A 22,205-nucleotide genomic window follows, 5' to 3' on the forward strand; every position below is an offset into this window, starting at 1 on the left:
CTTTTTTAGCCTTCTAAATAAACGGTTAGCAATGCGAACAGGGAAAAACCGGCGGTTAAAAGAACGGAAGCATAGGCAGGATCGGGTTTGCCATGAGCTTCTGTTAAAATTTCTTCGATGGCGACGCTGAGCAGGATACCGGCGGTAAATGCGAGCAGACTGAATTTGATCAAATCACCACTGTTGCGCATTGTCCAAAAACCAATTGTAGCGCCGAGGAGAATAGGAATTGTAAAACCGGCTGCAAGTAAGTAGCGCATTTTTTCAGGCACTCCCTTGCTCTTGAAGGTGGCAATTGTGGCAAAACCTTCCGGGATATCTGCAGGAACTTGTCCCAGGGCGAGAAGGAGCCCTAAAGACACTGATACAGTAGAGCCTGTGCCTATCATAATGCCATCGCTAAAAAGATCAATGGCGACTCCCAAATAAATTCCCCAGGCAGATCCCGTTGCCTTGCCTTCACCTCCGAACCGATCTTTAATGAAATGAACCGCTTTTTCCAAAAGAAGAAAAGTGAAGCCTCCTCCCATAAAAGCTGCAATGGGGATCCAAGGTTGCTCTACTTCAAGAGCAGTAGGCATTAATTCCAAACCTACAACAGCGAGTATTATACCTGCAGCGAAGTGAAGCGCCAAATTCAAGGTTTTATCGGAAACATTGATCCACTCTGCCAACAAACCGCCTGAAAAGTTCCCCAAAGCAGGCATAGCAGCAAGTAATAAAACCATTAAGAATTCGCTCATTTTCAGTACAAAAAGAGGGTTTCGTACTCTCTAAATTAATCATTTACATCCTGCTCCCTCTTAAACTTCTGTTATAATGCTCCTCTGATTCCTGAACCAAATCACTCTACTTTGACAGGTTCAAAATCCTAAGAGCGCCTCGCATTACAAACGAAAAAACAATACCTCCAATAATCAGGTCGGGCCATTTGCTGTCGAGGAAATATACAAGAACTCCGGCCAGTATTACTCCGCCGTTAACAATGATGTCATTGGAAGTGAAAATGGCACTGGCTTGCATGTGAGCTTCATCGCTTTTGGCTTTGTTAATGAGCCAAAGGGAGATCAGATTTCCGGCGAGGGCAAAAATGGAAACAAATATCATCCACTCGAACAGAGGCATATCGGTACTTGAAAAAAATCTTCTCAATACCTCTGCAAATCCCACCAAAGCCAGTCCCATTTGTAGATAACCACTTATTCCTGCTATTCTCTTTTTTCTTACTATAGATGTTCCCACAGCGAACAAACTTAGCGCATAAACAAAGGCGTCTGCAAGCATGTCCAGAGAATCGGCAATAAGACCCATCGAGTTTGAAATTAATCCGGTGGTCATTTCCAGAAGAAAGAACCCGAAGTTGATTCCGAGTACCCACCACAAAATTTTCTTTTGATGCGAATCATCTGAGGGCAAAGGCAAGACAGCTTCAGTTGTTTCCTCAAGTCTGTCATTTAAACCCAATTGGCTAATGGCGCGGTGGATTTCATCCCCATTCCCTGTATGATATACTTCGAGTTTTCTCCGATTAATATCGAATTCCAGATGCTTTACCTGATCAACCGGGTCAAGTTTCATTCTTATCATCTGTTCCTCGGAAGGACAGTCCATCTTCTGGATAGTGAAAATACTTTTGTACATACTTACGTCAAGCTTTAGTAAATTAATTTTAGTGACTCTTCAGCAGCGGGCATTTTTCCTTATCGAGTTCTAACTGAAACGTATGATGGCTGAAATCCCACTCTTCCACAGATTCTATAGCCCTCTGCCGCACGTCATCTATTTGATCGAAGTGGCTGATCTTTTCCAGGACCAGGTGAGCCGTTAGCACATGGTGTTCCCCGTCCAGGGACCAGACGTGCATATGATGAATAGAACTAACGTGATTAACCTGCTGTAGCTGCCGTTTAACTTCCTGCATATCTAATCCTGCCGGAACTCCCTGGAGGAGCAAATGAAGAGTGTCTTTGAGTCTTCCGCCGACTCCCCATAGGATGTAAAGCGTAATGCCCAGAGAAAGGATTGGGTCCAGAATGTACCAGTCTTTAAACTGCAGAATGATCGCCACAATAAGAACAGCGACCCATCCCAATACATCTTCCAGAAGATGCCAGCTCACAACCTTATCATTTAAAGATTTTCCTCCACTTACGCGCCAGGCGGCATAACCATTTGCCAAAACTCCAAGAATTGCGAAACCGATCATGTACTTTGAATCAACAGACTCCGGATTCTGGAGTCGGGAGATTGCTTCGTAAATAATATAAACAGAACCTGCTACAAGAACTACAGAATTAATTAAAGCACCCAAAAGTCTGAAGCGGGCATACCCGAAGCTAAATTCGTTTGTAGCCCCCTTTTTATTAGCCTTACCTTCTATATACCACGCAAGCCCGAGGGACAAACTATCGCCCAGGTCATGCAAGGCATCAGAAATGATCGCGACGCTATTGGTAAGAAATCCTCCAATGATCTCGATAATGGTAAAGCCGAAATTGATGAAAAATGCCAGCTTAAGATTCTTTTCAGAGTTTCCGTGAGAATGATCGTGACCCATGTCTATTGTTTATTCCAAGTTACTTATAATTAATGGCTGTGTCCGCCTTCGCCCTTCTGCATCTCCGCCATTAGATAGTAGGCATTATTATAGGCAAATCTTGTCTCTTCCGGCAGGTCTTTTAATAGCTTTACTTCAACCCATTCACCTCCATTGGTACCGGTAATCACCTCTACAGGTCTAAAGCTCCATGCATCTCCTTCCTCTTCTGCCGTAAAAGCATAAAATTTACCCCCATCTCTAACTATGGCAGATTCGGGAAGAGCTGTTGTTTGTTGGTTGTCAACCGCAATTCGCCCTCTCACGTACATTCCCGGCACCAGGTTTTCGGGCCTGTCGATGATTTCCGCATGAACATGAACTGCTTTGGGATCCTGTTCAAAGTTCTTGCTTACAGAAATTATTTCCGCAGTCAATTCAGTTCCGGGTAATGATTCGATCGTGAAATATACTTTCTGTCCTTTCTCTACTTTGGCAACATCTTTTTCAAAGACCATGAGGTCTACATGCACATCTTTCGTATTGATGATATGAAACATCTCGGACTGCGCCTGTACAAATTGGCCTGTTTTGATGTTGACCGATTGGACAGCTCCATCTATAGGGCTCCTAACCGGAATCCTCTGTTGGATGTTGCCATTTTGAATAGTTTCAGGATTAATATTTAGTTGTTGCAGTTGAGCCTTAAGCCCGGCAACCTGTCCTTGGAGGCTTTCCAATTCTGCCTCGGCACGTTGAAAAATTTGCCCAGAACCGAATCCAGCTTCGTACAATTTTTCTTGTCTTTGGAACTCTTTTTCCTGATAATTCAGACTGTTTAAGGCATTCATATATTGCGTTTGTACCTCAATGATCTCCGGGTGTTCAATGTAGGCCAATACATCTCCACGCTGAACTTCATCTCCTTCGATCACTACTATTGACGATACATTGCCTCCAATCACAGGAGTAACTGTGGCTTCACTTTGAGGAGGGACTTCCAGCTCTCCATTTGCCTGTACATAGCCGCTCATTAACCTGGTTGTAAGGCTGTCAATTTTCATATCAAGGACATCGAACTGCTGCTGTGAAAGCATAGCTTCCTTGACGGCTTCTGTTTTAGCAGGTTCACCGGCTTCTTCTTTCTGATTCTCCTCTTTTTCTGCATTTTCCCCGCAAGACAATAGGAGGAGAAACGGGAGTATATAAATTGTTTGAAATTTCATTTTTTAGTTTTTTCCAGTTAGGTAAAATTGTAATTCTGCAAGGGCTATCTGGTAATTTTCAAAAGCCTCGAGCGCTTTGATTTCTGACTCCATTGCATTGTCTAAGTTCTGAATAAAGGCCACATATTCAATGGCACCTTCATTAAAGGCAAGTAATGAGCCCTCCCGTTGTTCCTTCAGTAAGGGCAGGACTTCATCCTTGTAAAACAGCCAGGAAGATTTCCATCGTTTATAATTGCTCAAGGCAATTTCAAAATCTGTTCTTATCTGGTCTTTCTGAAAGTCGGCAGCTCTTTGTGCAATTTCCTTTTCTATTTTTGCCGCTTTAGCCTGGCCGTATGCAGCTCCGGAAAGAATTGGAATAGAAATACCCGCCTGATAATTGTAAAAACCGGTTGCTCCATTCACTTTTTGAAGTCCATACTGAACACTGAAGTCAGGAAGAAAATTAGCCTTTTCTACAGCATAAGCTGCTTCTGCTACCAAGACCTTCTGTTCAGAAACCTCCAAAAGAGGATGATCCTCAGGCAGATCTCCGGTTAGGAAAATTTCATCCTCCGTCAAATCGCCGAAATCATCCGGGACATCATAGACTTCCTCATCTCCCAGCCACAGATTCAGCTTTTGTAGGGCTGTTAGGTAGTCCATCTCGGCCTGTTGCAAATCAATCGCAATCTGGCTGACCTTATTTTTGGCTGTCAACATTTCTAATCTGGAAATGGCCTGTACATCGTACCGTAGACTAACTGCCTGATCTAATTTTTGGTAAAGGGAATCCAGCTCCTGAAATAAGAGATACTGTTGCTTTGCGGAAAAGGCACGACTCCATGCTATTTTCACCTCCTGTGCCACCTGAAGTTGAGACAGATCATAAGCTTCTTCGGCAAGAGCGATCCTTTTATTATAAAGTTTGTTTTTAGAAGGAATTCCTAACAAGTCAATCCCTTTCTGTTGAACGCCAACAGTCGTGTATATTCCACCTGCTTCTCCAAGCTCTTCTCCACCCGTAAATACTTCGGTTTCTCCGAGATCCCAGGCAGATCTTTTCATTGCCTGCTCCTGTCTAATTCTGGACTTCTCATTCTTAAGAAGTGGGTAACTGTCTAGAGCCAAGGCAACGGCTTCCTCCTGACTTACCTGCGGAGACAATTCAGCTGTTTGAGCATTCAAACCGGCAGGTAAAAGGAACAGGACAAGAATCACCGCAAAAGATCCACCTGTTGCAGGTTTAAATTTCATTCTTCCCGACCTCGATTCGACCCATTTATAAAGAATAGGCAGAATGAATAACGTGAGTAATGTAGAAGTGATTAAACCTCCTATAACGACAGTTGCCAGAGGCCTTTGCACTTCTGCTCCTGCCGAGCTTGAAATCGCCATAGGCAAAAATCCTAGCACGTCGGTTAGAGCTGTCAACAAAATAGGACGGATTCTGCTTCTTGTCCCAAGGCTGATCCTTTCGTTTAAATTTTTCACACCTTCTTCTTTTAGTTCATTGAAACTGCTTATAAGTACAAGCCCATTTAAGACTGCCACTCCAAATAAAACTATAAAGCCTACCCCGGCAGAAATGCTAAAAGGCATATCCCGCAGCCATAAAGAAAATATTCCTCCAATAGCTGCAAGTGGAATGGCTATGTAGATCATGGTGGTTTGCTTAAAGGATTTGAGGGCAAAATAGATCAGGATAAAAATGAGGAGCAGGGCAATAGGAACAACAATTTGCAGTCTCTTGCTTGCCCGTTCAAAATTTTCAAAGGCTCCGCCGTAGCGAATGTAGTAGCCGGGTGGAAGTTCAAACTCAGCATCCAGTTTGGTCTGTATATCCTCCACCACAGACTTTACATCACGATTCCGGATGTTTACTCCCACATAGGTACGGCGGTTCGTGTTATCTCTACTGATCTGCATCGGGCCGGGCTGATAACTTATTTCAGCTACCTCTTTCAGCGGGATCTGGCTACCTGAGGGCAAGGTGACATACAAATTTCTGATATTCTCAATACTCGTTCTTTCCTCTTCCTGTAATCGCACTACCAAGTCAAATCGTCTTTCTCCTTCAAAAATAACTCCTGCATCTCCGCCCGCAAAAGCCGATTGGATTAGGGAATTCAACTCCTTGATCTGTAAACCGTATTGCGCAGTTTTATTCCTGTTGTAGTTGACCGTGATTTGCGGTAATCCGGCTGTGGCCTCGACTTTCATATCGGCAACCCCTTCTACAGTAGAAATAATGTTGCCCATCTCCTGCGCCTTACTTGCCAAAACCTCCAGATCTTCACCATAAAGTTTGACTGCAACATCTTCCCTCACCCCGGTAAGAAGTTCGTTGAACCGCATTTCCACTGGCTGGGTAAATTCATAGCTAACGCCGGGAATAATACCGATGGTTTCTTTGATCTTAGCAATAAGTTCATCCTTAGAATCGGCAGAAGTCCATTCATCTTTATCCTTTAAAATAATAAAGCTGTCTCCAATGTCCATAGGCATAGGATCTGTTGGGACATCAGAAACTCCAAAACGAGTGACGATCTGTTCTATTTCCGGATACTCGTCCAGAAGAAGCTGTTCTATTCTTGTGGAGGTTGCAATTCCCTCGTCAAGCGAACTTCCCGGTTTCAGGATAATATGAAAAGCTATGTCCCCTTCGTCGAGCTGCGGAATAAATTCCCCTCCCATTTTGGTGAACATGAAGGCAGCTAAAGCAAATAATGCTATAGCGGTGCCCAGCACAATTTTTCCTCTTTTTAGGGATCTGTCTAACAGAGGCTCATATTTGTCCTGAACCCAACCAACAAATTTGTCACCATAGGATTTCTTTCGCTTTTTACTTTCCTTCAGAAAGAGAGCAGAGATCATTGGGACGTATGTCAAACACAAGATCATTGCACCCAGCATGGCGAAGATGAAGGTAAGTGCCATTGGTTTGAACATCTTTCCTTCAACCCCTTCCAGGGCTAGGATTGGCAGAAATACGATAAGGATTATAAGCTGCCCAAAAAAGGCAGAATTCATCATCTTTTTTGCAGAAGAGGAGGCGATCGAATTTCTTTCAGATTTATTTAATTCGCCTCTTTTCTTCATGCGCTGATGGATGGTAAAAACGGTACTTTCCACAATGATCACGGCTCCGTCTACTATAATTCCGAAGTCTATTGCCCCGAGGCTCATGAGGTTTGCCCAGACGTCAAAAAGGTTCATCAGAATGAAAGCAAACAGGAGGGAGAGCGGAATCGTGGAGGCAACTATTAAACCTCCCCGCCAGTTCCCCAAGAGCAGCACCAGGACAAAGATCACGATCAGACCTCCTTCGAGCAGGTTTTTTGTAACTGTGGAAGTGGTGTCACTAATGAGTTCACTTCTATCCAAAAATGGCTTTATGGAAACACCTTCAGGAAGGGATTTCTGAATCTGCTCGATCCTGTCTTTTACGTTGTCTATGACCTCATTGGAATTGGCTCCTTTCAGCATCATGACCATTCCGCCAACGGCTTCACCCTGTCCGTTTTTTGTCAGTGCTCCATAGCGTACGGCACTTCCTATTCGAACATCAGCAACATCTGAAACTGTTATAGGTACTCCGCCGGAAGTAGTGACGACAATCTTTTCCAGATCCTCCACACTTCGTGCAAGTCCTTCGCCCCGTATGAAGTTTGCCTGGTGGTTCTTTTCAATATAAGCCCCGCCGGTATTCTGATTGTTATTTTCAAGGGCGGTAAAAACATCAGAAATGGAAAGTCCAATGGCTTTTAATTCATCGGGTTCTACAGCAACTTCATATTGCTTGATCATTCCGCCAACACCGTTCACTTCTACAACTCCCGGCACCATTGCCATTTGTCGGCGTACAATCCAATCCTGAATTGTTCTCAGCTCAGTAGGGGAGTAGTCATCCTTAAATTCCTCTTCTACTTCGAGCGTATATTGATAAATTTCCCCAAGTCCCGTAGAAATAGGTCCCATGGACGGTTGTCCAAAACCTTCGGGAATTTCATCTTTTACCGCATTCAGTTTTTCACCTACTAACTGTCTGGGGAGATAAGTACCCATGTCGTCTTCAAAGACAATAGTTACCACGGAAAGTCCGAACCTGGAAACCGAGCGAATCTCTGTAACACCGGGCAAATTGCTCATGGCAATTTCCACGGGGTAGGTGACGAACTGCTCGATGTCCTCAGTTCCTAAATTGGGTGCCTGGGTGATCACCTGCACCTGGTTATTTGTGATGTCTGGTTGGGCATCTACGGGAACCTGGAAAACACTCCAGATCCCTGCACCAATGAGCACCACTGTTAAGAGACCAATAATGAATTTATTATTGATCGAAAAATCAATGATCTTATTAATCATAAATGATAATTTAATTCAGTTTTTGATAAAATTCTTGGCCGGGGCCAGTGACAACAGGATATAGCTATCCTAAAACTGAATTAAATACGGGGAGGCTGGAAGTGAGAAAAGGCAATTTCCTTGCCTGCGCTCTCCCCAAATAAGGGTGTCAAAAAGGGTATTTTTGGCTCAAATACTTCGAAGCTACTTGTTTCGAATCTCACAACATGCACGTGGCAGCAGTGACACTGGCAAAAAGGAGGACAGTCATCAGAAGTTCCATGCTCATTCCCTGACTGATCCTGGTCTACTTCCAAACTGACTGAGACAGTATCTTGATTTTCAGATATCGCAATGTCTTCACAGGGTATAAAGTTGAGCCCCAGGAAATAAAAAGATAATATGACTGCGATGAATTTCACAGGATAAAGGTAAAAAAAGAACTTAGAAGCAAAGCTTATAGAATTCCTAATTGGTTAGAATTTTCATTTGCCACAACATGACTGCGCCTGTTGGATTGGTGGACACGGTACGGAACCGTAACTGCAAAACACACAGCAGTCGCCTTCCAAAGGTTTTATAACAGCTCCACAGCCGGAACATTCGTGAAAGAATTGACATGCATCTGTAGGCATTGTTTCTTCCCTGGAAACATTGCAGTTCGGGCAGGTAAGAATAGAATTTAATTTAATTTCCATATTGGATTTTTTATAACATTGATGTGATATCCGAACCCATTGTGGGATAAGCATATATCATTTTCTTTAAATCTTGAACTGGTATCGATTTGTAAATAGCAAGAGAGAAAAAATTAATTGTTTCCTCAACTCCCGGACCGATTAAATGTGCACCTACTAAAGTTCCACTATCGGTGTTAGTGATGGTCTTGAATGCATATTCTTCGGTGTTTAGTCGCTTCGCATTAAACCATTCCGGGGCCGCTTTACTATTTACTTTTACATTTATTCCGGCCTTCCTGGCTTCCTCTTCTGTCAAACCTACTGAAGCCATAGGCGGTAAGGTGAAGACCACTGAGGGCATGGGTGGATACTCTGCCTTTCTGCTATTTCCTTTTATAATATTGGAAGCAATAATATGACCTTCATAAACGGCTACTGGTGTTAACGGAAGTCCATTGCTGTCGGCAGCGTCTCCTGCAGCATACACGTTGGGATTTGCAGTGCTCTGCAAAAACTCATTGACCTCAATACCCCTTTTGTTTGAAGCAACAGATCCAGCCTTAAGATCCAGATCATTGATATGAGGCACTCTTCCTGCACTGTTAAAAACTGCTTCAGCCATAAATTCTACTTCAGAACCATTTTTTTCACCAACAACAGTAAAACCTTTTGTTTCTTTTTTGATTCCGGTAACGTTTGTTTCAAGCACTAATTTTATGCCCATCTTCTGTGTTGCTTCAGACAAATGCTGAACTATATCCTTGTCAAAATTTTCTAAAGGTCTGGTTCCTCTATGTATAATGGTAACTTCAGCCCCACATCGCCGGGCGATATGTGCAAATTCAAAGGCAATATAACCGCCGCCTATAAAGATCATGGACCTTGGCAGCTCCTTCAGGTTGAGAAAATCTGTACTGGTCAAGGCGTATTTACCTCCTTCAAAAGTTAATTTGCGTGGCCTGGCTCCTGTGGCGATAACAATTTTATCTCCTTTTAAAACTTGCGACTTGATTTCAACTGAATCATTGCTAATAAAGCGGGCAGCACCGTGATAGGTGTCGATATCATTGTGTTTGTATCCCTTTTCGATTTTCCCGGGCATGGCATCTACAAATTCCTGCTTAAAAGCGATGATGTCTTTCCAGTTAACTTCAGGAACAGTATCAATACCTTTTCCCGCCAATCGTTGAGCGAAGTCTCTCACTTCGGTAGCACCAATGATTATTTTTTTTGGGTCACATCCTCGAAGCGCACAAGTTCCTCCATAAGGTAGTTCATCGGTTACAGCAACTTTTAAACCTTTGGATGCACATTTATTGGCAACTGTCATACCAGACATGCCCGAACCTATTACTATTACATCATATTGCTTCATCATCTTTCTATTTTTGTGACTTTATATCCTGTTCGTTCAATAGCCGTTTTTACTTCTTCAACGTTTGTGCGTGTACTATCGAATTCAACAACCGTATTACCTTCTTCGTAAGAAACTTTGCAGGTGACAATCCCGTTTAGCTTGTTAACTTCAGATTTTACATGACCCTCACAGCCTGTGCAGGTCATACCACTCACAGAGAATTCTACCGTTTGAATATTTTTTTCCTGAACAAAAACCACTTCTTTTTCATCAGAAGGATAAAAAGCTTGCGCATAATAAGGAAAGGCCAGGCTCAGAATAACAAAAACAGTCACACCACTCAAGAATTTACGGGACTGGAAAAAAGAAGATCGAAAATTACTCTCACAGCCGCAGTCATCATCTGTAGACTTCAGGTTCAAATACCAGGCGAATCCCAAAGCAACTATAGAAACTGCTACAAGTGGCCACCTAAAAGGCTCCAGCCATGCAAAAGCACCTGCCATGCTTCCTGTTCCTGCTGCTATAGCAAGTATGGGAGCAATACAACAAAGGGAACTGGCAATACCAGTTAGAATACCTACTCCAAGAAAGCTGTTTTTTGTCTTCATATAGCTTCAGGTTGATGTTTTATTAAATTGAAAAAGGGAGCAAGGAGGTCCCAATGGTCATTCCGAAGAGAATAAAATATGGTCTGACCTTCTTTTTCCGCTTTCACAAAATCTCTATCCTTCAATTTTCGCAAGTGTTGCGAAACTGCCGGAATGGTCATGTTCAGGATGTCACTTAGATCACACACGCATAATCTTTCTTCGGTCTCCAGGACGTAAAGAATCTTTAGTCTTACACTGTTACTAACCAGGGAGAGCTTATCGGTTAAAGCATCTACTAACTCTTCAGCTTCGGAAATTTGCTCTTGACATCGTTTAATTTGCTCTAAATCGGCTTCTTTACGTATGCAGTTCATATCCTTCATTCGACAAAAGTAATAAATTATTTAAGCAATTGCTTAAATAAGCTTCGGAATAGAAAATCTTAAATTAGTCGGGAATTAGCTCAGGTGGAAAAAGTGATCCCATCAGAGCCATGAGAATCCGTGGCAGAATTTCTCTTAAAACTATTTCTCTTATTTACGAATATTACCTACTGCTCAACAGTCATTTCTTCTTTCAATATCCCCACCTTATCAATCTCCTTCATTAGCCTATGGGTCTCTGTTAGCGCCACGATCATCTTCTGGTAATGTAAGATGTCCTCGAAGCTCAATTCGCGGCCTTTGCGGTCTTTTAGCCATTTTTGTCCGGGCTGGTGGCCATCTACAAATAATGTCATTTCTTTCTCTAAATGGTTAAACCGCTACTCCTGAAAAGGATATATTCCTTTTTCTTGCATCCAAGTGTGAGCCTTAGGTCTAGGGATTATCATGTACACAGCAATTTAGAAAACAAAAATATTTATTCAGAGTATGAACTACTTTATATCAGTTTCCTGTTTGACTTTGTAGTTGGTTATCTACTCCTAGAATCATTGAATGTTTCAGATGATTTATTGGAAAAATTCATAATCCATGGTAACAATGTTTTTATTGATATGAAAAGGACCAATCAAATTTTAGGAGCTAATCCTATGATTAAAAACCAAGACACCTATTTTTAGTTATATGAGATATCATTAAACACTCACTACATATCATCTCTCGACCTCATGTCCACTGCGATCGTTGAAAGGAAGCAATGGATAAAGTCCAAAGAAGGAAATTGAAGTAACTCAAAATTTTAATCTGGTTTAAAATCAAAGAATTAGAAAAACAATTAGCAGCAGGAAAAGTCTCCTTATTTGAAACTTCAGAAGAAAAAAACAACAAAAAATATCTAAAAAAACAATAATGAAGAACATTATTACAGTCTCCCTTTTATGTGTCCTATTAATAAGTTGTTCAAAAGATGACTCCGAGAAAATAGAAGAACAAAATCCCACTATAGAATATATTTCAACAAACAATGTTGCCGGCGGTGATATCCTTACCTTAAACGGTAGCGATCTCGATCCTTCTCATAACTATATAATCAGATTCAATGACATTGAAGGGGAAATAATAGAAATTACTTCAAGATTTATCAGGGTTCAAATTCCTGAAAATGCAACATCAGGGGATATTACTTTTACCTATAATGGTGAAACAAGTGTAGTAGGAGAATTCACTATTAAAACTTCTTCAGAGAATTCATCTTTTTTGTACGCCGTGAAGGATTTTCCCGGCTACTCCAATTCGACTGTTACCCAGTTTGTGAAGATTGATCCTGCCAATGGAAATGAAACTGTTCTTTTCGATTTTCAGAACAATCAATTGATAGAGAGTCTTGTCTTTGATACAGCAAACAATACTATCATCGGGATAAGTTATACCGAGGATGAAAATGGAAATATCTCCAATGCATTACATGTTATAGATATTTCAGCTAATACTGTCAACACTATTGAACTGAGCGAGAATGTCTATTATGAACTTTCTATTTCAAATGAAGGTAAACTGTTTGCTGTTAAAGATGCACCCGGTTATTCAAATTCCACATCTTCTAAGTTAGTTGAGATTAATCCTACCACCGGTAGCGAGACGGTTCTTTTAGATCTGGGAACTAATCATCTTGTAGAAAGTCTGGTTTATGATAACGACAATAGCGCAATCTATGGGGTTAGTTCAGTAGAAGATGAAAATGGTAATGTGACAAATAATCTCTTTAGTATTGACATCGTGTCTAATACTTTTAGTACTATGAGTTTGAGTGACAATTTTTATTATGAATTTGCGCTTTCAGATGAAGGTAAATTGTTTGCTATTAAAGACTCTCCAGGTTATACTAACACAACTTCCACTAAACTTATTGAGATCAATACTACTAGTGGAAATGAAACCGAACTTTTGGATTTGGAAACCAGTCAGTTCGTTGAAAGTTTAATATTTGATAATCAAAACAATAAGGTCATTGGAATAAGTTCCTTGACCGACGATAATGATAATATTTCAAATGGCTTGTTTATCATAGATCCAACGGCCCAAACTTTTACTCAAGTGGATTTAATGAGTGATGTTTATTACGAGCTTTGTTATTCAAATTAAAACTTCGAGCTCCTCAACATTTGTTGCCGCTAGTCTCAGACCTTGGTATTGGAAAGTATTACAGACGATGTGGAAAACCATAATGTGATGTTAAAATTTAGCCGTACCTTCACAAAACAATCTTAAAAATTAAACAGATGGCAGTTAAACACACACCAACAGGAGAAGTTCATAGCGGCAACAAAGGCGGTAAAACCGGATGTGGCTTTAACACTAATGAACAATCCAGTCACTGGACTAACACGGGCGAAAGAATTACGTGTTCAAAGAATGGCTGTAGGTAGTAATTTGGAGGCCCTACAGTTTTTTCTTTGGGCCTTTTGTTTCTTTTGAGCTCCTAATTTCCTTACACCCAATCACAAGAAGAAATCTATTTTGACAAAAAGGTTAACATTCTTATCCTGTTTTTTCCTTCTTTTTAGCACGTTGATATTTGGACAAACTATGAAAAAAGTAGTGGTGTCCAAAGAGGACCCACACGGGCTATACAACTTTGAACCAACTAACACAGAAAGTCTTTTCTACATCAAAATTGTTCCCAATGCTAAACCTGTTGGTTGCCTGGTGATCTTGCCATCAACAGGTGAACTGGTGGAAAGTGTAATGAATCAAATTACCTTACATGAACTTGCCGTTCAACAAGATCTCCTGGTGATCTTCCCATCTGTAAATTGGAGTTCAGCAAAATTCACAGATGCACACGAATTTTTAGATACTGTTTTTAAAATGGTAGTTGAAGAATACGAAATACCGAAGGACAAATTTGTTCTTGGAGGGCTTTCCCTTGGCGGGATGATCTCCCTTACCTACGCCGAAAAAGCGAACAGAGAAAAGGGCAGTACCTTCATTGATCCCAAAGCAGTTTTTGCACTTGACCCGCCGCTGGACTTTGCCCATTTATACCATCAGGCCGAAAGAGATGTGGAACGAAATTTTTCCGAAGCAGCTGTTAGCGAGGGGAAGTGGCTAATGGAAATGTATGAAACAGAATTTGGAGGCACCCCTGAAGAAGTTCCTGCCGAATATATTAAATATTCAATTTATTCCCACAGCGAAGAGGATGGAGGAAACGCCAAATATTTAATAGGTACTCCTGTAAAAATTTACACAGAACCGGCGATCGAATGGCAAATTAAAAACAGGCAGAGAGATCTTTACGATCTAAATGCCACTGATATTTCTGCAATGATCAATTTGTTGCAAAGAAAAGGAAATAACCATGCAGAGATAATTGTCACGCACGGCAAAGGAATTCGCCCCGACGGAACAAAACATCCCCATTCCTGGAGTATAATGGATTCACGGGAATGCTTAAGCTGGGCAATGGAACATCTGTAATGATAAGAAACTTCAGAAAAATGTTACAGGCAATTCTGAAAGAATTTCGGAATTAAAAAAATTAATCTTTTCATTGTGCTAATTGCTTAAAAATCAACTATGGACATTGGTAATATTTATATGGGATATTGGTGGCTTCCTGAAGGGCAGGACAACAAGGTTTCCGGTAATTTTATTTATGATTCACAATCCCAAACCTATCGACTTCATACCATAGGTAAATTAAAGAGTAATCCCAACGACCTTCTGACATTTAATGATCAAAAAATGATAATTGGTTTAGCTAAAGATGAGCATTCCAACAAAAACTTTTCATTCAAATTATTAGATGGCTTTGCGACTAAAATGGGTCCAGACAATTATTCTGAATACGTGATTAATAGTTTTTTGATCTGTCCAGGCGAGGAATTTGATAGCAAATTACTATTTAATCGAGTTCATGTAAAAGTCACTTATCTTGATGAATGGTTTGCTAACTCCGGTTTTAAGATCAACAAATACTCAGAGAAAAAAATGGGTTATCAAGTGCAGTATCATCAGCCTGACGACATTATTTTGTTCGAATCTGAAGAACTGGTTATTAAGGGAACATTTCGGGCTAATATACATTTTCCTTTATATACAGATTTTAAGGCTGGACAAAGTGCATTTATTCTTTTACAATTTAAAGTTTCAAAGGAATTAGAAGAAATAAAGAAGATGGCCTTCTTAATTAAAAACTTTTTCTGTTTGGCAATTGGATTACCCCTCAGATTCGAGAATTTTCAAGTTGAGAATAAAATAAATGGGTTTCCTTCTCCCAGATATACATACTATAAGGAGGAGCGGAATAAGAACCTGATAAAAAGGAACATCCGTTCATTCGGAATGCCTATTAATTTTAAAAATAATAAAGGGAAACTTCCGAATATTTTGGAAATCTGGTTTCAACTTCATGACAAATTTGTTCTCTCAGTTTTAAACTATTTTGGTTTCCTCAACGAGAATCGAGGATTTGAAGAAGATAAGTTTTTGAACTTGATTATTGCAATAGAAACATACCAACGCAAAAAGCATCCTAATTTCGAGAATAAGAGAGGTGGAAAATTTTTAAGAAATAGGGAGAGGGTACTGTCTAAAATCAAAAATAAAAATGACTATCAATGGCTATCGAAGCAGCTTAAGGATTATGTTCCTAAGACTTTAAAGGACCGGTTATTATTTATTTTAGATTTACACAAAGGGAGCTTAAAAGATTTAGTTAAGAATGAAAAGAAATTTGTTGATCATGTTGTTGAAACCCGGCATCATTTGGTCCATGAGGATGTTGAATCTGTGCACTTAGTCCTAAAAGATGGAGATAATCTTTCTATTATGAACTCTAAATTAAAAGTGATCTTAGAAGCTATTTTTTTAAGTGGATTAGGATTTGAGTCAGAATGTATAAATAAAAAACTAAAAGGCAACCAATACAATTTTCAAGCGTTTGATGACTCCAGATTTTAGGCTACAGCGAAATGATTCGATTTTGCTCCGGTCATTGAGTTTTGTCAGCAGTAATAAAGTCGTTGGGTAGTTCTTAAATTAAAGAAAATTCATTCTTCTCTTTCTTCCCTTACATAATACACAATTCCCACCCCCTAAAACAGTTAAACTTTTTCTTTTCTCGGCTTCAGAAGACCTTCTGTAATAGTTTCAACATCGGTAAGAATTAAAAAACAAAGACCGATGAAAAGATCACTTTACGCTTCTGCTTTTTTGATGCTTTTTTCGATCCCGACATTCGCGCAGATAGGAGGGATCGAAAATTCTGTCGCTGATATTGCCGACACGATCAGAGCTATTTTCCCCATAATCCTGGGCGTCATTTTCCTGGTGGGATTCCTCTTTAATGCCGGACACTTCTTTGGTGAAAACGCCGACCTCAAGAAAGGGATCACCCGGGTACTCATTTTTGTGTTGATCGCGGGGGCCGTGGTAGGCATTTTTACGTACCTCATTGGCATCGTCGTCTAATGAAGCGCTACGAGATCTACAGGAACATAAGGCAGAGGGCACTCATCTACGGCCTCCCTATAGCATTCTTCGCTTTGATGATGCTCTCTGTCATTGGTTCCCTTTTAGGGATCATTTTCTCCTTCAGTGTTGCAGTGATCACTGGTGCGGTGGTCATCAACATTGGGCTTTATATTGCCCTGATAAAGATCACACAGCATCCCCAATTGCTCAACTTTCGAAAAGTCTTTCCCGAAATGCTCTCCAGTAAAAAATCCTCCGGGTTGTATTATGAAAATTAATCTCGCCGCAGTCCATCCTGTCATTGAAATTCGGGAAAACCTGGTTTTCGCCAACAACGGGAATTTGGTGCTGTGTTATGAAGTGGACCTCCCGGAGGTCTATTCCCTTTCAGAAAAGGATTTTGAGGATCTGCACGGGATCTGGTTTCAAGCCCTGCGTTCGCTTTCGAGCGGGTGCGTGATACATAAGCAGGATATCTATCGCAAGAGGAATTACACTTCAGAAAAGCTTCCGAATAACAGCTTTTTGGAGAAGGCCACCTTTAACTATTTCAAAGGCAGGGAGCATTTGACGCACAGGTGCTTCCTATTTTTTCTCTGGCCAAAGAACAAGGCGCTGAACAATGCAAAATATGTGAACCCTTTCAAGAAGCTGTCGCAGAAGATTCCCGTACAGCTGGAAGACGAGCTCCTGGATTTTAAAAGAGCGGTGAATGACACGGTTTCTTTCCTTAACAATAGTAAGAAACTAAGCCTCATTCCGCTGGGCGAAGAGCAAATCCTCGAATTAACCGCTTCCTGGTTCAATGGGTTTAATGAAGGTTTTGACACCGATTTGCTGCTGAAAAATTCTCATCCACAGATTGGGGAGAATTTTTTTGAGGTGCTGGCGGTAAACAGCGAATTGTGCTTTGGCGAAACTGTACAGTCCAGCAAGACCAACGAACGATTCACATCTGATGATTTTGTGTTTCACCAGGGTTTCCCTGATGGGTTGGGGCTGAACCTGAATGAGAATCATATCATCAACCAGATCATCTATATGGATGATAAACTGAAGTGGCGGAAACTGCTGGACAAGCGAATTGAAGAACTAAAGAAGAGCACGAATTTTGGCAGCCAAAACAAATATATCCTGGAGAAGATCCAGCATATTGTGGATCGTATCAATGAAGATGACACTTCAAGAGTGATTCGCGGCCATTTCAACGTCATTTATTGGGATAAGAAGGAGAGCAACCTGGGCAGGATAGGCTCTAAGATCAAGACCGAATTTAAGGAGCAGGATATTGTCCCCCACTATCCGCTGGGAGAAGAACGGAAGAACTATTTACTGAATAGTTTCTTCTGTTTCTCTTCCAATTTTTCTGATGAAGACCTTTATGTCGCCGATTTGAAGCACGCCCTTTGCCTGTACATTAACAACACCAATTACAAATCTGATGATACCGGGATCATCTTTAATGACCGGCAGCATAACATCCCGGTATTGAAAGACGTATGGGATGAAAGGAAGAAACGTATCAAAGCCCGCAACTTTGCCATTTTCGCCCCTACTGGAGAAGGCAAATCTTTTTTGGCGAACAACATTCTAAGGCAATATTTTGAAAGCGGAGTAAGGCTGGTGGTGATCGATTTGGGAGGCTCCTATAATAAATTTGCGAAGCTGTATCCCGAAGATCATCTTATCCTTCGGTATGAGCAAGGGAAGAGTTTAGGGATCAATCCGTTCTACATCAGTAGTAGCCAGGATCTGAATCCGCAGCACCTGGAGGATCTTTCCACTTTTCTGCTGGAGCTGTTCGCTTCCGAAGTAAAAGCCACGAAGGCGCAGGAGGTGGCAGTAAAAAAGATCCTGCGGCATTACTATGATCGAATCCCGGGAGACCATTCTATGGAATCTTTCTATGATTTTATCAAGGCAGAAAAGAAGACCCTGCTGACCGAGCTGCAGATCCATTCCGATTACTTTAACGTGGATAATTTTCTGCACATCATGTCTGAATATGTGAAGGATGGGCTATATAGTTTTCTGTTTGAAGTGCAGGAGGATCAGAGCTTTAAACTCGAAGAAAAGCGGCTGATCGTTTTTGAGCTGGACGAAATAAAGGATAACAAAGAGATCCTTTCGGTAATGTTGAAGCTGATCAAATCGGCTATCCAGAGAACAATCTGGCAGAACCGTTCAGAAAAAGGAATCATCCTGTTCGATGAGTTTGCCAAACAACTCAAGTTCGAGAACGTCCTGGAGAGCGTGGAATTTTATTACCAGGCGATACGGAAACAGAATGGGGCGATTGGGATAATTTTACAGTCCATTAATCAGCTTCCGCAGAACGCTACCTCCGCCAGTATCCTGGAGAACACTCAGGTAATCTACAGCCTCCATAATGAGAAAGGATACGAACAACTTCAGAAGCGGTTAAACCTCTCCAGCCACGATGTGAATCAGCTGAAATCCATAAGGAATAAACTTACGGGAGTACAGAAGTACACAGAGATGTTCATCAAGATAGGGCGGGAGAGTAACATCTTTAGGCTGGAGGTGCCAAAAGAAGTGTATGCCGCATACCTCACAGACGGCAAAGAGAATGAAGAACTAATGGAATTGTACGAGCGATCGGGTTCGATGGAACAAGCAATAACAGATTTTATAACCAAACACTCAACAAAATGAAAACAAAAATGATTCTCGTGCTGATGGTGCTATTAATGGCCCAAACGGCGCGTTCACAAGGAATGCCGGTCTATGATAACACCAGTTTCCTGGCCCTGGGGAAATCCCTGATCGAATCGGCCAAACAGACCTCTCAACTGCTAAAGACTGTGAACTTCCTGAAAGAGCAGAAGGAGCGTATTGAACAGGTGAGCAATGCGCTGAAACAGCTAAAGGCGGTCCAGGAGATCATCGACAACAATCAGAGGCTGTTCACAACTGTACAGAATGACCTGAGGGAGATCCTGAATTCCCCTTTTATTAAGGCAGAGGAGATTGACCGGATTTCGGAATCTTTCAACTCAATTATTGAGAGTTCCTTGGAGGATCTGAATTTCATGCAGCAACTGCTTACCAACAATTACCTGACCATGACCGATGCAGAACGGCTGGTGATCTTGGAAGCCCAGAAAGAGCGATCCCGGGAAATGGTAGCCGAGATCCAGCTCAAGAATAAGCGCTACAGGACGATCATTTCCTTTAGGGAAATGCAAAGCAGGATCAATAACCGGGAAACCGACTATTAATCAGAGAACAGAATGCCTGCTTCAATAGGACTCGAATATGTGGATGCAGTGTTCACAACGATCAAGGCAAGTAGCTTTTCAACCTACACCATAATGGGGATGAAGGCCTTGGCCATCTTGTTCTTTCTGGTGAACATCATCAAGAAGTACAGCGAAGGCGCTGCCAGTAGTGACGGCTATACCTGGGGACTGAGTCCGGCAGAGCTGATCAAGAATTTTATGATCGTTTTGCTGGTAATCTTCTCCACCCAAATATTGGGCTACCTCGACGGGATCCTGGTGAGCATTGAAACAGAATACCGCAATACGGCACCGGCACTACTTCCTTTGCAGCTTCAGGAAATGGAGATCGAAGAGGATATCAACTTTTTAGAGGCAGGGGCAAAGGCGATGAGCATGCTTTATGAATACCTGGTCACCCCTTTTTACCCCATGAAGGTCATTGCCTTTATCCTGGGTTTGTTCCTGTGGATCATGGACCTTTTTATTTATCCCTTATTCCTGGCCGAGCGTTTTTTCCTGCTGGGGCTGATGCAGGCCTTTTTTCCGCTGGTGATCAGCATGGCTGTATTTGAGAAGTTCCGGGAAATGGGCTACCGATTTTTCCGGTTGTATGCCGCCGTTTATATGATCGTGCCCGCTTTTTTCCTGGTGAATGTTTTTATCAACCTATTGTATGTGGAGATCAATACCAATTTTTGGGAGAATCTGTTGGGACCCGGTGCCGATAGTGGTGTGTTTGCGCCTATCATTCAGTTAGGGTCTGTGGGATTTATCGTTTTTCTGAAATTCAAATTATATACCAGGGCTATCTCCTTCACATTCCGGCTTTTTTCCTAAGACTCTAAACTTAAATTATGAAAACACCCTATACAAATATTTACTCTGTACTAAAGATCAACCGCTTCATAGTATTGGCCGTGGTGATCGTGGCTTTCCTGAGCAGTGCCTTTTCCCTGTGGTTGGTGTTCAATATGAACCATAAGATGCTCAACAGCATGTTCGCGGTGAATACAGATGGTTCTGTCATTCCGCTGAAGCTGACCGAGCAGAAAGAGAATCAGGAAGTCGAAGCACTGGCACACCTGGACCAGTTTCACCGCTATTTCTATGGAATAGATGCCAGTAATTACGAGAGCAACCTGGACAAGGCACTGTGGTTAGGTAACAGTTCTGTGGACAATGTTTACCGGCAGAAGAAAGCCGATGGTTTATACAACCGGCTGGTCCAGTACTCCCTGGTGCAAAAGGTAAAGAGCATAGATACTGAATTGGACCTGTCCAGGGAGCCTTATGCCTTTAAGACCATGATTCGGTTTGAGATCAACAGGGGCAGCGTAGTGGACGATTATGAACTATTGACCAGCGGAAACCTGATAAAGGTAGACCGTCACTTCCCCAGGAACACCCATGGGTTATTGATCACCGAATTTTTTGAGAACAGTTTAAGAAAGATACAGAAATGAAAGTAGAAAAGAACAAGATCGTTTTTGCCAGTGTCATTGTAATAGTCATCATTTTCCTTGTTGCCTATTCGTCATTGGTCTTGATGGGAGAGGAAGAGCCTGCAGACAATTTGAAGCAGCCTGTTGTACCGGCCCTGAAAGAGGAGAAGGCCAACTATAACTCCAAAATGGATGCTCTGAATGACCTCAAGGAAGTAAGGAAATCCAATGCCCCCAGTATTTATTCAGAAAAGTTACTGGATTCCATGGGGATTTACGACCCTTTCCTGGAAGAAAAAAAGAAGGAACAAACGGTGGATAGCATCTATAACTGGGGGAGGATCGACTACGAGGAAGGACGTTACCGCGACGAGTATTACGAGCCTGAGACTGTTGAAGAAGCTTCGGAAGAAATCAAAACTCGTAAGCCAATGAATTCCGCTGTTGAATTTGCAGAGGCACACCGGGATTTCTTTAACGCGGCACCCATTTCACCTCCTGTTCCCGAAGAAATTCCTGCGGCCAATCCGGAAATTTCTGCTGCGGTAAACGGAGGTCAACAGGTACGGATTAATGACCGGCTGGAACTGATCCTGACCTCTGATGCCACAATCAATGACCTTCATTTTCCGAAGAACACCCTTCTTTACGGGTTTATAAGCTTTCAGCCGAACCGTGTGATGATAAAGATCACCCATATCAATAATACTCCGGTCAAACTGAAGGCTTTTGACCTGCAGGACGGGAATGAAGGGATCTATGTGGAAAACAGCTTTCGTTCGGAGGCGACCCGGGAGGTGCTGGATGATGTGATCCAGGATATAAACATTGCAGGCCTGCCGCAGATAGGCGGAATCAAAAACATCTTCAGGCGCAATAACCGGAACGTAAAGGTGACGGTTATTGACCAATATCAACTTATTTTAAAACCATGAT

At 41.7% G+C, this 22,205-nt stretch carries 21 protein-coding genes; 10 read left to right on the forward strand and 11 right to left on the reverse strand.

The genetic code is table 11. The features are described 5' to 3' along the window. Positions 1–5: 5 nt before the first annotated feature. The 11 genes from ACXYMT_RS11635 to ACXYMT_RS11685 all read right to left on the reverse strand — a co-directional run bounded on the left by ACXYMT_RS11635 (position 6) and on the right by ACXYMT_RS11685 (position 11,460). Complete coding sequence (locus tag ACXYMT_RS11635) at positions 6–743, reverse strand: ZIP family metal transporter (RefSeq protein WP_131398062.1); 738 nt, start codon at positions 741–743, stop codon at positions 6–8. A 106-nt stretch (positions 744–849) separates the two neighbouring features. Next, positions 850–1,641: a cation transporter gene (locus ACXYMT_RS11640; protein ID WP_131398064.1), complete on the reverse strand. Its 792-nt coding sequence runs from the start codon at positions 1,639–1,641 to the stop codon at positions 850–852. Positions 1,642–1,669: 28 nt separating this feature from the next. Then, positions 1,670–2,557, reverse strand: a complete 888-nt coding sequence (locus ACXYMT_RS11645) for a cation diffusion facilitator family transporter (protein ID WP_131398066.1) — start codon at positions 2,555–2,557, stop codon at positions 1,670–1,672. 29 nt (positions 2,558–2,586) lie between these two features. After that, on the reverse strand, positions 2,587–3,762 hold the full coding sequence (locus tag ACXYMT_RS11650; protein WP_459059287.1) for an efflux RND transporter periplasmic adaptor subunit: 1,176 nt from the start codon (positions 3,760–3,762) through the stop codon (positions 2,587–2,589). Between the two features lie 3 nt (positions 3,763–3,765). Beyond that, positions 3,766–8,112 (reverse strand): CusA/CzcA family heavy metal efflux RND transporter, encoded by a 4,347-nt coding sequence (locus ACXYMT_RS11655; protein ID WP_459059288.1) that lies wholly within the window; start codon positions 8,110–8,112, stop codon positions 3,766–3,768. 80 nt (positions 8,113–8,192) lie between these two features. Continuing rightward, positions 8,193–8,513, reverse strand: a complete 321-nt coding sequence (locus ACXYMT_RS11660; RefSeq protein ID WP_459059289.1) for a DUF6660 family protein — start codon at positions 8,511–8,513, stop codon at positions 8,193–8,195. A 63-nt stretch (positions 8,514–8,576) separates the two neighbouring features. Continuing rightward, positions 8,577–8,843, reverse strand: a complete 267-nt coding sequence (locus tag ACXYMT_RS11665; RefSeq protein WP_459059290.1) for a GDCCVxC domain-containing (seleno)protein — start codon at positions 8,841–8,843, stop codon at positions 8,577–8,579. After that, positions 8,800–10,146 carry a dihydrolipoyl dehydrogenase family protein gene (locus ACXYMT_RS11670; protein ID WP_459059584.1) on the reverse strand — a complete coding sequence of 449 codons (1,347 nt, stop codon included), beginning with the start codon at positions 10,144–10,146 and terminating at the stop codon, positions 8,800–8,802. The genes ACXYMT_RS11665 and ACXYMT_RS11670 overlap by 44 nt, the downstream gene beginning before the upstream one ends. Then, entirely contained in the window at positions 10,146–10,739 is a 594-nt protein-coding gene (merTP, locus tag ACXYMT_RS11675) for a mercuric transport protein MerTP (protein ID WP_459059291.1), read from the reverse strand. Before merTP ends, ACXYMT_RS11670 begins: the two co-directional genes overlap by 1 nt. Then, on the reverse strand, positions 10,736–11,095 hold the full coding sequence (locus ACXYMT_RS11680) for an ArsR/SmtB family transcription factor (protein WP_459059292.1): 360 nt from the start codon (positions 11,093–11,095) through the stop codon (positions 10,736–10,738). Before ACXYMT_RS11680 ends, merTP begins: the two co-directional genes overlap by 4 nt. A 176-nt stretch (positions 11,096–11,271) precedes the next feature. Further along, on the reverse strand, positions 11,272–11,460 hold the full coding sequence (locus tag ACXYMT_RS11685; protein WP_459059293.1) for a hypothetical protein: 189 nt from the start codon (positions 11,458–11,460) through the stop codon (positions 11,272–11,274). A gap of 553 nt (positions 11,461–12,013) precedes the next feature. Between ACXYMT_RS11685 and ACXYMT_RS11690 the strand changes: the two genes are divergently transcribed. The 10 genes from ACXYMT_RS11690 to traM all read left to right on the forward strand — a co-directional run bounded on the left by ACXYMT_RS11690 (position 12,014) and on the right by traM (position 22,204). Beyond that, complete coding sequence (locus ACXYMT_RS11690) at positions 12,014–13,246, forward strand: IPT/TIG domain-containing protein (protein ID WP_459059294.1); 1,233 nt, start codon at positions 12,014–12,016, stop codon at positions 13,244–13,246. Positions 13,247–13,690: 444 nt separating this feature from the next. Further along, positions 13,691–14,584: an alpha/beta hydrolase family protein gene (locus ACXYMT_RS11695; protein ID WP_459059295.1), complete on the forward strand. Its 894-nt coding sequence runs from the start codon at positions 13,691–13,693 to the stop codon at positions 14,582–14,584. 99 nt (positions 14,585–14,683) lie between these two features. Then, a complete protein-coding gene (locus ACXYMT_RS11700) occupies positions 14,684–16,069 on the forward strand; it encodes an ApeA N-terminal domain 1-containing protein (protein ID WP_459059296.1) in 1,386 nt (461 codons plus the stop codon). Between the two features lie 222 nt (positions 16,070–16,291). After that, the gene (locus ACXYMT_RS11705; RefSeq protein ID WP_459059297.1) at positions 16,292–16,579 is read left to right on the forward strand and encodes a hypothetical protein; all 288 of its coding nucleotides are present in this window, start codon (positions 16,292–16,294) and stop codon (positions 16,577–16,579) included. Continuing rightward, positions 16,579–16,860, forward strand: a complete 282-nt coding sequence (locus ACXYMT_RS11710) for a hypothetical protein (RefSeq protein WP_459059298.1) — start codon at positions 16,579–16,581, stop codon at positions 16,858–16,860. The genes ACXYMT_RS11705 and ACXYMT_RS11710 overlap by 1 nt, the downstream gene beginning before the upstream one ends. Then, positions 16,847–19,258, forward strand: coding sequence for a TraG family conjugative transposon ATPase (locus ACXYMT_RS11715; protein WP_459059585.1), 2,412 nt, complete (start codon positions 16,847–16,849; stop codon positions 19,256–19,258). The genes ACXYMT_RS11710 and ACXYMT_RS11715 overlap by 14 nt, the downstream gene beginning before the upstream one ends. After that, positions 19,255–19,824 carry a conjugal transfer protein gene (locus ACXYMT_RS11720; protein WP_459059299.1) on the forward strand — a complete coding sequence of 190 codons (570 nt, stop codon included), beginning with the start codon at positions 19,255–19,257 and terminating at the stop codon, positions 19,822–19,824. The genes ACXYMT_RS11715 and ACXYMT_RS11720 overlap by 4 nt, the downstream gene beginning before the upstream one ends. 12 nt (positions 19,825–19,836) lie before the next feature. Further along, the gene (locus ACXYMT_RS11725; protein ID WP_459059300.1) at positions 19,837–20,664 is read left to right on the forward strand and encodes a hypothetical protein; all 828 of its coding nucleotides are present in this window, start codon (positions 19,837–19,839) and stop codon (positions 20,662–20,664) included. 17 nt (positions 20,665–20,681) lie between these two features. Next, entirely contained in the window at positions 20,682–21,290 is a 609-nt protein-coding gene (locus ACXYMT_RS11730) for a conjugal transfer protein TraK (RefSeq protein WP_459059301.1), read from the forward strand. Then, on the forward strand, positions 21,287–22,204 hold the full coding sequence (traM, locus tag ACXYMT_RS11735; RefSeq protein WP_459059302.1) for a conjugative transposon protein TraM: 918 nt from the start codon (positions 21,287–21,289) through the stop codon (positions 22,202–22,204). The genes ACXYMT_RS11730 and traM overlap by 4 nt, the downstream gene beginning before the upstream one ends. Position 22,205 lies beyond the last annotated feature (1 nt).

The sequence above is a fragment of the Salinimicrobium sp. CAU 1759 genome, assembly GCF_054482715.1.